This is a genomic window from Lentzea sp. NBRC 102530, assembly GCF_030269365.1.
Lineage (GTDB): Bacteria > Actinomycetota > Actinomycetes > Mycobacteriales > Pseudonocardiaceae > Lentzea.
The window spans coordinates 152,408-164,953 of the sequence record NZ_BSTF01000011.1 but is presented as its reverse complement, the minus strand read 5'-3'; the positions used below and the strand labels follow the sequence as shown (position 1 = coordinate 164,953).

15 protein-coding genes are annotated in these 12,546 nt (G+C 69.3%); 4 read left to right on the top strand and 11 right to left on the bottom strand.

The annotated features are described in order from the left end of the window. Window positions 1–131: 131 nt before the first annotated feature. Window positions 132–1,973 (bottom strand): ABC transporter ATP-binding protein, encoded by a 1,842-nt coding sequence (locus QSK25_RS28185; protein WP_285642700.1) that lies wholly within the window; start codon window positions 1,971–1,973, stop codon window positions 132–134. Next, on the bottom strand, window positions 1,970–3,709 hold the full coding sequence (locus QSK25_RS28180) for an ABC transporter ATP-binding protein (protein ID WP_285642699.1): 1,740 nt from the start codon (window positions 3,707–3,709) through the stop codon (window positions 1,970–1,972). The genes QSK25_RS28185 and QSK25_RS28180 overlap by 4 nt, the downstream gene beginning before the upstream one ends. Before the next feature lie 157 nt (window positions 3,710–3,866). On the opposite strand from QSK25_RS28180, the gene QSK25_RS28175 reads away from it, so the two are divergent. Next, complete coding sequence (locus tag QSK25_RS28175) at window positions 3,867–4,091, top strand: hypothetical protein (protein ID WP_285642697.1); 225 nt, start codon at window positions 3,867–3,869, stop codon at window positions 4,089–4,091. Here the strand turns inward: QSK25_RS28175 and QSK25_RS28170 are convergent. From QSK25_RS28170 to QSK25_RS28135, 8 genes are all read right to left on the bottom strand, one after another. Further along, window positions 4,078–4,500 (bottom strand): hypothetical protein, encoded by a 423-nt coding sequence (locus QSK25_RS28170; RefSeq protein ID WP_285642695.1) that lies wholly within the window; start codon window positions 4,498–4,500, stop codon window positions 4,078–4,080. The genes QSK25_RS28175 and QSK25_RS28170 overlap by 14 nt on opposite strands. A gap of 45 nt (window positions 4,501–4,545) precedes the next feature. Continuing rightward, complete coding sequence (locus QSK25_RS28165) at window positions 4,546–4,944, bottom strand: hypothetical protein (RefSeq protein WP_285642693.1); 399 nt, start codon at window positions 4,942–4,944, stop codon at window positions 4,546–4,548. Then, on the bottom strand, window positions 4,938–5,348 hold the full coding sequence (locus QSK25_RS28160; protein WP_285642689.1) for a hypothetical protein: 411 nt from the start codon (window positions 5,346–5,348) through the stop codon (window positions 4,938–4,940). The genes QSK25_RS28165 and QSK25_RS28160 overlap by 7 nt, the downstream gene beginning before the upstream one ends. 42 nt (window positions 5,349–5,390) lie before the next feature. Next, window positions 5,391–5,783 (bottom strand): hypothetical protein, encoded by a 393-nt coding sequence (locus QSK25_RS28155; protein WP_285642688.1) that lies wholly within the window; start codon window positions 5,781–5,783, stop codon window positions 5,391–5,393. Between the two features lie 14 nt (window positions 5,784–5,797). After that, window positions 5,798–6,160: a hypothetical protein gene (locus tag QSK25_RS28150; RefSeq protein ID WP_285642687.1), complete on the bottom strand. Its 363-nt coding sequence runs from the start codon at window positions 6,158–6,160 to the stop codon at window positions 5,798–5,800. A 16-nt stretch (window positions 6,161–6,176) separates the two neighbouring features. Beyond that, window positions 6,177–7,109: a septation protein SepH gene (sepH, locus tag QSK25_RS28145; protein WP_285642685.1), complete on the bottom strand. Its 933-nt coding sequence runs from the start codon at window positions 7,107–7,109 to the stop codon at window positions 6,177–6,179. Between the two features lie 101 nt (window positions 7,110–7,210). Continuing rightward, complete coding sequence (locus tag QSK25_RS28140) at window positions 7,211–8,368, bottom strand: sensor histidine kinase (protein WP_285642683.1); 1,158 nt, start codon at window positions 8,366–8,368, stop codon at window positions 7,211–7,213. Next, on the bottom strand, window positions 8,365–9,024 hold the full coding sequence (locus QSK25_RS28135) for a response regulator transcription factor (protein ID WP_285642682.1): 660 nt from the start codon (window positions 9,022–9,024) through the stop codon (window positions 8,365–8,367). The genes QSK25_RS28140 and QSK25_RS28135 overlap by 4 nt, the downstream gene beginning before the upstream one ends. An 89-nt stretch (window positions 9,025–9,113) precedes the next feature. Between QSK25_RS28135 and QSK25_RS28130 the strand changes: the two genes are divergently transcribed. From QSK25_RS28130 to QSK25_RS28120, 3 genes are read left to right on the top strand one after another with little or no spacing between them, the layout of a single operon-like run. Beyond that, complete coding sequence (locus QSK25_RS28130; protein ID WP_285642681.1) at window positions 9,114–9,620, top strand: hypothetical protein; 507 nt, start codon at window positions 9,114–9,116, stop codon at window positions 9,618–9,620. Continuing rightward, on the top strand, window positions 9,617–10,669 hold the full coding sequence (locus QSK25_RS28125; protein ID WP_285642680.1) for a peptidoglycan-binding protein: 1,053 nt from the start codon (window positions 9,617–9,619) through the stop codon (window positions 10,667–10,669). The genes QSK25_RS28130 and QSK25_RS28125 overlap by 4 nt, the downstream gene beginning before the upstream one ends. After that, the gene (locus QSK25_RS28120) at window positions 10,666–11,316 is read left to right on the top strand and encodes an ABC transporter ATP-binding protein (protein WP_285642679.1); all 651 of its coding nucleotides are present in this window, start codon (window positions 10,666–10,668) and stop codon (window positions 11,314–11,316) included. The genes QSK25_RS28125 and QSK25_RS28120 overlap by 4 nt, the downstream gene beginning before the upstream one ends. Before the next feature lie 6 nt (window positions 11,317–11,322). On the opposite strand, the gene QSK25_RS28115 is transcribed toward QSK25_RS28120, so the two are convergent. Then, window positions 11,323–12,531 (bottom strand): RNA-guided endonuclease InsQ/TnpB family protein, encoded by a 1,209-nt coding sequence (locus QSK25_RS28115; RefSeq protein ID WP_285642678.1) that lies wholly within the window; start codon window positions 12,529–12,531, stop codon window positions 11,323–11,325. Between the last annotated feature and the right edge of the window lie 15 nt (window positions 12,532–12,546).

Genomic DNA, 12,546 nt, shown 5'->3' with positions numbered 1-12,546 from the left:
CGGCATTGCCGTTGGGCCTTGGCGGGCTCGGCTGCGCCGTCGCGATGCTTGTGCTCGGTCGGCCTCGGCTCGGGTGAGCGTGAGGTCGCGTTCGCGCCAGATCCCCATTGGCGCGAACGCGACCTGCAGACCTAGGCGAGCGAGTCGCTCCAGGCCGTGTGCAGGGCCGCGAAGCGGCCCCGCTCACCGATCAGCTCCGCTGGGGAGCCGTCTTCCACCACAATGCCACCATCCAGCACCAGTACGCGGTCCGCGATCAGGACCGTCGACAGGCGGTGGGCGATGATGAACGCGGTCCGGTCCGCCAGCACTGTTTCCAGGGCCGCCTGCACGGCGCGTTCTGTGGGCACGTCCAAGGACGATGTTGCCTCATCCAGGACCAGTACGGCCGGGTCTGCGAGGAATGCGCGCGCGAATGCCACCATTTGGCGTTGGCCCGCGGAGAGGCGGCCGCCTCGTTTGCGGACGTCCGTGTCGTAGCCGTCGGGGAGCGCGCTGATGAAGCCGTGCGCGCCCACCTCCTGCGCTGCCGCCTCGATCTCCTCGCGGGTGGCGGTGGGGCGGCCCAGGGCGATGTTGTCCGCCACCGAGCCGGAGAACAGGAAGTTCTCCTGGGTGACCATGACGACCGCTCTGCGCAGGTCGGTGTCCGCCACGGAACGCAGGTCCGTGCCGTCCAGCGAGACGGCGCCCGCCGACGGGTCGTAGAAGCGGGCCACGAGCTTGGCGACCGTGGTCTTGCCCGCCCCGGTGGCGCCGACCAGGGCCACGGTCTGGCCCGCCGGGACGTCCAGGGAGAAGCGCGGGAGCACCAGGCGGGTGGTGCCCGGGTACTGGAACTCCACGTCGGTGAAGCGGACCGCGCCGCGCGGCTCGGCCAGGGGGACCGGGGTCGTGGGTTCGGGGACCGAGGGCCTCTCCTCGAGGACGCCCGAGATCTTCTCCAGGGCCGCGGTGGCCGAGGAGTAGGAGTTCGCGAACATCGCCAGTTCGTCGAACGGGTCGTAGAAGCGGCGGATGTAGACCGTGAACGCCGTCAGGACGCCCAGTTCCAGGGACCCGCCCGCGACCCGGTAGGCGCCCCAGGCGAGGACCACGGCCAGCGACACGTTGCCGATGGCGCGGACCGTCGAGACGAACATCGCCATGACGCCGAGGGCGTCGGTGTTGGCGTCGCGGAACTGGCCGTTGAAGCCCGTCATGATCTGTTCGTTGCGGGGCTGGCGGCGGAACGCCTGGACGGCGCGGATGCCGTTCATCGACTCCACGAACTGCACGATGATCTTGGCGATCGCGCCGCGCGTGCCCCGGTAGGCGTCCATCGAGCGGCGGCGGAACCAGCGCCAGATGAAGTAGATCGGGATGAAGCCCGCGATCACGACCAACGCCAGCGGGACGTCCAGGTAGAGCAGGATGATCGCGATGCCGGTCACCGACAGGGCCGCGTTGAACAGGCTGTCGATGCCCTCTTCGAGGAGGTCCTGCAACGAGTCCACGTCGCTCGTCAGGCGGGCGATGACCTTGCCCGACGTGTACGACTCGTGGAAGCCCACGGACAGGCCCTGCGAGTGGCGGAAGATCCGGCCGCGCAGGTCCAGCAGGACGTCCTGGCCCACCCGGCCGGCGAGCCGCAGGAACGCCCAGCGCAGGAACGTCATCAGCACGGCCGAGACCGCGTAGCCGATGACGCACCACACCAGGATCGACGCGCTGCCGCCGATCGCGGCGGGGATGCCGTTGTCGATCGCGGCGGCGATCAGCAACGGGCCCACGAGCGCCGCCAGGTTGCCGCAGACCACCGCCGCGATCGCCAGCGACGTGAGGCCGATGTGGGGACGCAGCAACGAACCCAGCAGCCTGCGCGACCGGGCCTGCAGGCGCAGGCCCGTCGAGTGCGAGATCTCCTCGATCTCCTCGGCGGCGACGCCGCGCCATTCTTCTTCTGCCGCAACGGGTGCGGTCACTTCACTCACGACGCCACCTCCTCTTCGACCAGCTCGTCGTCCATGCTGGACAGCAGATGCCGGTATTCCTCGTTGGTGTCCAGCAGTTCCCGGTGCGAGCCGATGGCCGCGATCCTGCCGTCGGCCAGCAGCGCCACCCGGTCCGCCAGCTGCACCGTCGACGAGCGGTGCGCCACGACCAGGGCCGTGGTCTCGCTCAGCACCCGGCGCAGCGCGGCCTCCACCTCGGCCTCGGTGTGGACGTCCAGCGCCGACAACGGGTCGTCGAGCACCAGCACGGCGGGCTTGCCGACGACCGCACGGGCCAGCGCCAGCCGTTGCCGCTGACCACCGGACAGCGACAGGCCCTGCTCGCCGATGCGGGTCGCGAGCCCCCACGGGAGCGCGTCCACGAACTCCTCGGCCTTCGCCACCCGCAACGCCTCGCGCACCTGGGCCTCGGTCACGTCCGGCACGCCCAGGCCCACGTTCTCGGTCACGGAGGCCGAGAACAGCACGGGCTCCTCGAACGCCGTGCCCACGACGGTCCGCAGGTCCTCCAGCGAGAGGTCCCGCACGTCGACGCCGTCGATCGTGATCCGCCCGCCGGTCACGTCCGCGAGCCGCGGCACCAGTGCCGTCAGCGTCGTCTTGCCCGAGCCCGTCGCACCGACCAGCGCGACCGTCTCACCGGGACGCAGGTCGAGGTCGACGCCGGACAGCACCTCGCGGCCGTCCTCGAACGCGAACCGCACGCCCTCGAAACGGACGTGCCCGCGCAGCGGCGTGGGCAGCGGCGCGGGCGTGGCGGGGCCGGTGATCGTGACGGGGGAGTCGATGACCTCCCAGTAGCGTTCCAGCGCCGAGGCGGCCTGGTTCGTCTCCGCCAGCAGCCAGCCGATGGAGTCGATGGGCCACCGCAGGTACGCGCTCACCGCGACGGCCGCGACCAGCGTGCCGACCGTCATCCAGCCCTGCACGATGCCGATCGCGCCGACGCCGAGCATGCCCGCGATCGACAGTTCGGGCAGGACGATCAGCACCGACCACAGCGACGCCAGGATCGAGATCTTGTTCAGCTCCGTCGAGCGCAGCTCACGGGCCTGCGCCAGGAACCGCTTCGACAGCTCCGGCCCGCGGCCGAACGCCTTGAGCACCCGGATGCCGAGCACCGACTCCTCGACCGTCGTGGTCAGGTCGCCCGCCTGGTCCTGCGCCTGGCGCGCCACGATCTTGAACTTCGACTCGAAGAAGTACGAGATGACGATCAACGGCAGTGCGCCGCACAACGACACGATGAGCAACCACGGCGAGAGCGACGCGATGATGCCCAGGCCGATCAGGACGACCAGCGAGTTGACGATCAGGAACACGATGGCGAACGCCACGAAACGCCGCACGGTCGTGAGGTCGTTCGTGGCGCGAGAGAGCAGCTGGCCCGACTGCCAGCGGTCGTGGAACGCGACCGGCAGCCGTTGCAGGTGCTTGTACAGGTCGAACCGCATGCGCGCCTCGACCTCGGCGGCGGGCCGCGCCACGACCTTGCGCCGGATGTAGAACAGCAGCGCCTCACCGAGCCCGAGCGCCAGCACGCCCAGGATCAGCCAGGGCAGCGGACCGGTTTCCTTGTTCTGAATCGGACCGTCGACGATGCGCTGCGTGAGCAGCGGGATGCCGAGACCGCACAGCATCGCGAGCATCGTCGCCGACAGCACGACACTCATCCGTGCGCGGTGCGGCCGCACGTACGGCCACAACCTCCGCAAGGTCTGAATCGTCGAGTTACGTTGATCGCTCACGCGATGAGCCCCCTCCAGGTCCTCTCCAAAGTACGAAGGAGGACCGACACTCAGCATCCGGTTTTTCTCCCCACCGGAGCCTGCTGTCTCGACTTAGGTCGAGGTCAAGGGCACGATGACCACCATGACGCGGTTTCTGCGAACCGAGCAGACCATGGCGTTTCCACACGGACGGCTCATCGCCTCACGCGACGGGGTGAACTTCGTGCTCGCCCCCGACGGCTGGGACCACCTCGCGGGTCCACGGCCACGGCACGCGATGCTCGTGTCCCGGGAGGACGCCGAGGACTGGTGCGAACGAGAGGGCTGGAACCTGGACCTGCTCGACGAGGTGCCTACGACCTCTTGAACGTGACCAGCCCGACGAGTCCGTAGGCGACGGCCGCGAGCAACGCCTCGGCGTGGTGCCTGTTGGCGAACCACCCGAGCACCGGCTCGTGCACCTTGAAGTACAGCCCGATGCCCAGCACGATCGGCCCGAGCAGGATGATCGGCCACACCGGCCGCACCCCGAAGACCCACAGCACCGGCCCGGCCAGCACCAGCGACGACACCAGTGCGAGCGGCAGCCCGACCAGCACGAGCAGCAGGAACGTCGACATCGACGTGCTGTCGAGCCACGACTTCAGGAAGCCCGACTCGTAGGCCCACGTCCACCCGAGCACCAGCCCGGCTCCGACGGCCATCGACAGGACGACCCGGAAGAGAAGCCGGCGTCCTGCCCTGCCCGTCCTGCCCGCGGTGCTCTGCTCGGTCACGCCGCCCACCGTAACCAGCGCCTGCCGCGTGAGCCAAGGGCTCGATCACAGACCGTTGCGCCCGAGTCCGGTGAGCACGCCGGCCAGCGCGAACGCCAGCGCGGGCACGAGGACCAGCCCGACCACCCCGGTGAGCGTGCCGAAGAACGTGAACACGAGCACCAGCCCGATGCCCGGTGCCACCACCGACGACGGCCTGGGCTGCCCGCGCAGCCGCAGCAACCACACGTGCATCAACGCCGTCCCGGCCAGCCCGCCCAGCAGCACGACCGGGATCAGCAGCAGCCCGTACTCGGCGTAGTCGCCGACGAGACACCGTTCATCGGACCACGGCCGCGGCTTCTCGAACCCGCAGAACCCGATGACCAGCCCGATGCCGGCCAGACCCGTCGCCAGCACCCCCACGAGCCCGGCGACCAGGCCGGTGACCGCCCGCGTCAGCACCGTCGCGCCTGACCGGCCGAGGACGTCGCGACCGCGTAGGCGACGCAGGGCACGACCACCGCCGTGACCCCGAGGACGAGGTGCCGGTCTTCGGGGTGGACCTCCAGGCAGCCGATCTCGAACCAGACGACCGCCACGATCAGCACGAGCCAGAGCCCGCTGCCGATCCCGGTCGCGACCCACCCGCGCTCCTGCCGCCCGACGCGGAACCCGGCCAGGATCACGGCGGCCGCGACGACCATCCAGAACGCGAAGACCGGCGGGTGGAGGAGGGGAAGCGTGACGCCGCACCCGGTGCGGCCGGGCCTCAGGTAGCAGTACCGGGAGAAGCCGTCGAGCGTGAGGAAGAACCCGGTGCCGGCGACGGCTCCGGCGACCGCCCCCACCACGGTGCGCAGGACCATGCGCCCACAGCTACCTGATCGAGGACGACGGGAAGCCGTCCTTCACGAACCCTCCACAGCACCTTCACCGCGCGCCCCGGTCACCACCGAAGCCAGCGCGTAACCGCACGAGGTCCCGAACGCCACCACGAGGCTCCCGCTCCACTCCGGCAGCGGGAACCGCACGAACCTCAGCCCGAACGAGATGAGTACGACCAGCAGGACCGCCCCCGCCGTCCCCAGCGCGGCGGTTCGCCCGGCCGAGCCGAACCGGACGAGCCTCAGCAGCCCCCACCCGGCCAGGCCCCACAGCACCACCAGCGCCGGGATGAGGATGAACAGGACCAGGAGCGCGCACCCGATGCCGCTCTCCGGGCAGGTCAGGTCGCCGGCGGGTTCGATCGACGCGAACCACCCCGCCCCGCACAACGCTCCCGCCGCGGCAGCGGTCGGCACCCTCCAAGGACCTGTCACGGCGATTCGCGGCGGGCCTCGACCGATCCGGTCAGCACGGCGATCAGCACGTACAGCGCCGCGAACACCGCGAACGCGAGGAAGGTGACCCCCATCAACAACACCATCGCGACCACCGCCATGAGGGTCGCGGGCACGGCCACCAGCCACGCCCGCGACACCTTCAGCGATCGCAACGCCAATCCACCCAGCACCGACCCCACCACGGCGAAGATCGGTATCGAGGTCACGAAGACCCCGAGGCAGCCCCACTCGTCCTTCGTGCAGACCGCACCCGAGACGTAGAGCTCGAACATTCCCCACCAGGCCAGGCCGAGGAGTGCACCCACTCCGGCAGCCAGCGCGACACGACGTCCCACGGCGTCAGCTTCTCACTCAGCGGTTCGACCGCACGCCCAGTAAAACGTCTTCCCACGAAGGCACGATGGGGTGGTTCTTCTTCCCCCGCTTCGGAGGAGGGTCCTTGCGGACCGGCTTCTCCGCGACGGGCTCCTGCTCCTTCACCGGGGGCGGCGGCGGAGCAGGGGCGGGCTCGGGTTCGGGCAGCTTCTCCTGGGCGGGCTTCTCCGCGACCGCGGGAGCAGGCGTCGCCACGGGGGCGGGTGCCTGCGCCGGGACCGGGATCGGCTCCTCGAGCACGGGGATGGCGGGCAGGACCGGAGTCGCCTCCAGGGCCTGCCGTGCCAGCTGCGTCACCGGCCGCACCGTGCGCAGCGTGCGGTTCGGGTTCGGGTCCATCAGGTCGACGGCCGCGTCGTCGAGCGCCGTGACCGTGCCGCCCTGCGCACCGGGGTGGAACGCCCAGTGCGCGCGGTTGTCCGAACGCCCGGTCGTCCAGTGCAGCTGCACGATCCAGCGGCCGTCGTCGCCCTTCCACGAATCCCACTTCGTGTCGGACAGGTCGTGGCCGCGCAGGCCGAAGGAGTGCGCGACGACCTCGCCGAGCGTCTGCACGTCCGGACCGTCCTCACGGACCGGGTGCGCGCGCTGCGCGAGGTCCGCGGTGCGCGAACGCTCCAGCAGGACCGGGTAGGCGAAGCGCTCGATGCGGTGCGTCTGCATCCCGGAGGCGGCGGCGACCTGTTCGATCGACTCGCCGGCACGGATGCGGGCCTGGATCTCGCGCGGCCGCATCTGGGCCTCGCCGGACTCGATCTGCATCTGGCCGAGGCGCGCGAGGTCACCTCGCAGAGCCGCTCGAAGACGCTCGTCCGCGGGGAGCGTGAAGCGCTCGCCGCGGTTTTCGGGGTCTTCGAGGATGACGGACTTACCGTCCTCGTCGAGCCCGATGACTCGCAGCGCTCGCATCGTGGCCTCCCTGAATTCGCACCTCGCCAGCAGACAACGTTAGGACAACGAGCGGTCCACGAGTGGGAGGCTCGCCGATATCTCTACGTGATCTTGCCAGTTCACGAGGCCTGTCGCACGCCCGTTTCCGGAAGGTTCACCTGGACCACCAGCCCGCCTCCCCCGTTCGGACGAGCCTTCGCGGAGCCCTGATGAGCGCGCGCGACGGACTGCACGATCGACAGCCCGAGGCCCGATCCGGCCGTTCCCGTGCGATCGCGGAGACGTCGAAAGGGCTCGAACAAGCCGGGTACTGCCTGGGCAGGCACGGTGGGCCCCGTGTTGGAAACGATCAGCTCTTGATCAAGTTCTACGGTCACCGTTCCGCCCGGCTGGTTGTACAGAAGCGCGTTGCGCAACAGGTTGCCCACGAGCTGGGCAAGTAAGACCGGATCACCGTCGACCAGATACCTGCGAGTCCGAACCTCAAACGTGACCTTTTTCTCCAAGGCCAACGCGCGACACGACTCCACTTCGTCCTCGACGACCTCGTCCAGCCACACGAGCTCACGCGCGGCGAGCCCGCGGTCACTGCGAGCGAGCAGCAACAGCCCGTCGATGAGCTTCTCGCTTCGCTCGTTCGTGTCGAGCAGGTGCGCTCCGAGACGGCGCATGTCCTCGGTCGCGTCCGGGGCGGCCACCGCCACCTCGATCAGCGTCCGCTGCACGGCCAGCGGCGTGCGCAGCTCGTGCGAGGCGTTCGCGACGAACCGCTTCTGGCTGTCGAACGACGACGCGAGCCGGTCGAGCATGCCGTCGAAGGTGTCCGCGAGCTCCTTGAGCTCGTCCGGCGGCCCGTCCAGCTCGATGCGCTGGTCGAGGCGTTCGGCCTCCAGCCGGTGCGCGGTCGAGGTGATCGAGTGCAACGGCTCCAGCACGCGCCCGGCCACGACCCAGCCGAGCCACACCGCGAACACCGCCGCCACCAGCAACGCGATGATCGACCCCCACAGGACCGTGCTCATCACCTCGCTCTTGGCCTCGGCGCCGGACACCACCAGCGTGTCGGTGGGCAGCTCACCGGCGGGCACCGCCGAGAAGTCCGCGTAGCCCGGGTACACCGCGCCCAGCTCGGTGGTGGGAATCGCCCGCGAGACGGCGATGCCCGCGTCCACCGGCGCGAACGACGCGAGCAGCCAGTAGTTGAGGCCGATCAGCGCGACGCCCGCGATCAGGAACACCCCGGCGTACCAGGCCGTCAGCCTGGTCCGCAGCTTCACGAGCCGAACCGGTAGCCGGCGCCGGGCACGGTCTGGATGACCTGCGGCGCGCCCAGCTTGCGGCGCAGCGTCATCACCGCCACCCGCACGGCGTTGGTGAACGGGTCCGCGTGCTCGTCCCAGGCCTTCTCCAGCAGCTCCTCCGGGCTCACCACGGTGCCCTCCGCCCGCATCAACACCTCCAGCACGGCGAACTCCTTGGGGGACAGCGGCAGGAACGTCCCGTCCCGCGACGCCTGGTGCCGCGGCAGGTCGAGCGTGACCCCGGCGCGTTCGAGCACCGGCGGCAGGGCGGGACGAGCGCGGCGGCCCAGCGCCTGCACGCGGGCCACGAGCTCGGCGAACGCGAACGGCTTGGTCAGGTAGTCGTCGGCGCCCAGCCCGAGGCCGGCCACCCGGTCGTCGACCTCGGCCGCCGCCGTCAGCATCAGCACCCGCGCCTCTCCGCCGGTCGCGTGCACCGCCTTGCACACCTCGTCACCGTGCACGAGCGGCAGGTCGCGGTCGAGCACCACGACGTCGTACGCGTGCACCCCGACGCGTTCCAGCGCCGCCTCGCCGTCGTAGCAGACGTCGACCGCCATCGAGAACCTGCGCAGTCCCTCGACGATCGTGTCCGCGAGCAGCTGTTCGTCCTCGACCACCAGCACACGCATGACGCCCATTTTCCGCGCGGAGGGCATAAGCGCCGGATAAGGCCTTTCGCTTAACGCCCCCGAACGGGCGCCTCCGTAGACCTGTCGCCATGAAATCCACCATCGCGGTGCTGCTGGGCCTGCTGCTGGCGCTCACCGCCTGCGGGTCGAAGGACCAGGCGGCCGACGGCAAGAAGGACGAGAAGGGCGACATGCTCGCGTTCGCCAAGTGCATGCGGGAGAACGGCGTGAACATGCCGGACCCCAAGGACGACGGCAGCGGCGGCGTGATGATCGAGGCCATGCCCGCCGACGGCGGCGAGGCCGGCGCCCCGGACATGGACAAGATGAGCGCAGCCAACGAGGCCTGCAAGAAGCACCTCCCCAACGGCGGCGAGTTCAAGCCACCGTCGCCGGAGGTGCAGGACAAGATGCGCAAGGACGCGAAGTGCATGCGGGACAAGGGGTATGACTGGCCCGACCCGAACTTCGACGGTACCGGCCCCGAGGGCAACCAGGTCCAGGAACTGCCCGACATGTCCGACGAGAAGGTCAAGCAGGACATGAAGGACTGCGGCATGGGCGAGGGCATGATCGCTGTGAGGCCGGCCGGATGAAACGCCGCGTGAACCGCAAGGTCGTCATCGCGGCCCTGGTCGCCGCCGTCGTGCTCGGCACCGGCGGGGTCGTGGTCCTCACCAGGATCGCGGCCGACCAGGCCAACGCCGCCCCGCTGCAGAACGACCCGTCGAAGACGGCGCCCGTCAGGAAGACGAACCTCGCCGACCAGCAGTCCGTCACCGGCCAGCTCGGCCACGGCTCGGAACGAGCTCTGGCCAGCCGGAAAAGCGGCACCGTCACGGCACTGCCGAAGCAGGGCGACGTCATCGAGCGCGGCAGACCGGTGTTCCACTCGGACGCCAAACCGGTGCCGCTGTTCTACGCCGACATGCCGCTCTACCGAGACCTCGAAGCGGGCATGTCGAACGGACCCGACGTCAAGGTGGTGGAGGAGAACCTCGCCGCACTGGGGTTCAAGGACTTCGGCGCCCCCGACGAGAAGTTCACCTCGTACACCGCCTCGGCGCTGAGGAAGTGGCAGAAGGCGCTCGGCCTCGAACAGACCGGCAAGCTCGGCGCCGGTGACGTGATCATCCAAAGTGGAGCGATCCGCGTCTCGTCGCTGACCGCCCAGCTCGGCGCGCCGGCGGGCGGCGACCTGATGAAGGTCACCGGCACCGAACGCGCGGTGACCGTCGAACTGGACCAGGCCAAGCAACGCCTCGCCAAGCAGGGCGAGAAGGTCGAGCTGTCCATCTCCGGCGGCAAGCCCACCACCGGCACCATCAACGGCATCACCCGCACCACCGGCGACCCGAACCAGGGCTCCAAGCCGAAGATCGTGCTGACGATCTCCGTCGACGACCCCAAGGCCGCCGAGGGCATCGAGAGCGGCAGCGTCACCGCGCTGTTCACCGTGTCGAAGAAGCAGAACGTCCTGGCCGTGCCGATCGGCGCGCTGCTGGCGTTGAACGAGGGCGGCTACGGCCTCGTCACCGACGACGGCAGGACCATCCCGGTCACCGTCGGCATCTTCGCCAAGGGCCAGGTCGAGGTGCAGGGCGAGGGCCTGCGCGAGGGCATGAAGGTGGTGACCACCGAGTGATCACCGTCGACCACGCGAGCCGGACGTACCCCGGCGGCGTGCAGGCGTTGCGCGACGTCTCCCTGACCGTCGGGGGCGGGGAGATGCTCGCGATCGTGGGACCGTCCGGCTCGGGGAAGTCGACGCTGCTGCACCTGATGGGCACGCTCGACAAGCCGACCGCAGGCAAGGTCGAGATCGACGGAAACGACGTCTCGGTGATGTCGGACAACGCCCTGTCCGCGCTGCGGGCGCGCACGATCGGGTTCGTGTTCCAGCAGTTCTTCCTCACCGACGGGCTGTCCGCGATCGAGAACGTGGCCTCGGGCCTGGTCTACGCCGGCGTGCCGCGCTCGAAGAGACGCGCTCTTGCGATGTCCGCTCTGGACAGGGTGGGGCTGATCCACCGGGCGCTGCACAAGCCGCACGAGCTGTCCGGCGGCGAACGCCAGCGGGTGGCGATCGCCAGGGCCGTGGTGAACTCGCCGGGCATCCTGCTGGCCGACGAGCCGACCGGGAACCTGGACACGAAGAACGGGGCCGGGGTGCTGGAGTTGCTGGAGAGCCTCAACTCCGACGGCACGACGATCGTGATGATCACGCACGACCGGGACATCGCGGCGTGGGCTCCCCGTCGCGTCGAGGTGCGGGACGGGGTGATCGTTTGACTTCGCTCACGCGCCGAGCCTCACGGCATCGGGTCCCTGCTTCGCAGCCGATTGCGGAAGGGGTGTTCCTTGCCGTCTGACATCAGCTCCACAGGCATCACCCGAGACGTCTCGGGTCACGGCTCGACCAGCCGCAAGGATGTTCTTCGCCGCGTTGAGGTCCCGGTCGTGCCGGGCACGGCAACCCGGACACGTCCAGTGCCGGGCGGACAGTTTCATCTCCGCGAGCAGGTGCCCGCACTGGGAGCAGGTCTTGCTGGAGGGAAACCAGCGGTCGACGACCACCAGCGTTCGGCCGGCGCGTTGGCACTTGTACTCCAACTGTCGGCGGAACTCGCCCCATCCGGCGTCGCCGATGGCATGGGAGAGCCTTCGGTTGCGCATCATGCCGCGTACGTTGAGGTCTTCGATCGCGATCACGTCGGCAGATCGCACCAGCCGGGTGCTGGTGCGGTGAAGGAAGTCCTGTCGGGCGTTCCGGATCTTCCGATGCGCGCGGGCCACCTTGGCCTTCGCCTTGAGGCGGTTGTTGCTTCCGGCGCGGCAGCGAGCCAGCCTGCGCTGGTAGCGCGCGAGGTTTCGCGCCTTTCGGGTGAGAAGCCGCGGGTTGGCCACTCGGACGCCATCGCTGGTCACGAGGAAGTTCGTCAGTCCGAGATCGACTCCAATCGCGTGGTTCGCCACCGGGGCTGGGGTGGTTCGCGCGGATTCCACAGCGAAGGACACGTACCAGCGTCCATCGGGTTCGCGGGAGACGACGACCATGGTCGGGGCCAACTCGGTGACGTCCACGTCACCGAACGACCAGGTGAACTGCAACGGGGTAGTCATCTTGGCCAGGACCAGCGAGCCACCGCGCATGCGGAACGCCGATCTGGTGTAGTGCGCACTCTGACGGCACTTCCGCGATTTGAACCTGGGATGGCGGGAACGTCCCGAAAAGAAGTTCTGGAACGCAGTGTGTTGATGCCGCAGCGTCTGCTGCAGCGGCACGCACGACACCTCCGACAAGAACGCGAGCTCGTCACCTCGCTTCCACTCGGTCAGCGTCGCGTCTGTCCTTCGATACGAAGTGCGCACGTTTTCGTTGCGGTAGCGGTGAATCCGCTCACCGAGCGTCTTGTTCCACACGAGACGTACACAACCGAAGGTTCGGGAAAGCACTGCGGCTTGATCGGAGGTCGGGTAGGCCCGGCACTTGTAGGCCGTTCGCACGAACGACAACTTATC

What these genes read in the sequence shown, in the direction of transcription:
- QSK25_RS28135 (WP_285642682.1), bottom strand. Translation starts at nt 9,024, where the DNA reads ATGCGTGTGCTGGTGGTCGAGGACGAACAGCTGCTCGCGGACACGATC.
- QSK25_RS28160 (WP_285642689.1), bottom strand. Translation starts at nt 5,348, where the DNA reads ATGGTCCTGCGCACCGTGGTGGGGGCGGTCGCCGGAGCCGTCGCCGGC.
- sepH (WP_285642685.1), bottom strand. Translation starts at nt 7,109, where the DNA reads ATGCGAGCGCTGCGAGTCATCGGGCTCGACGAGGACGGTAAGTCCGTC.
- QSK25_RS28130 (WP_285642681.1), top strand. Translation starts at nt 9,114, where the DNA reads ATGAAATCCACCATCGCGGTGCTGCTGGGCCTGCTGCTGGCGCTCACC.
- QSK25_RS28125 (WP_285642680.1), top strand. Translation starts at nt 9,617, where the DNA reads ATGAAACGCCGCGTGAACCGCAAGGTCGTCATCGCGGCCCTGGTCGCC.
- QSK25_RS28175 (WP_285642697.1), top strand. Translation starts at nt 3,867, where the DNA reads ATGACGCGGTTTCTGCGAACCGAGCAGACCATGGCGTTTCCACACGGA.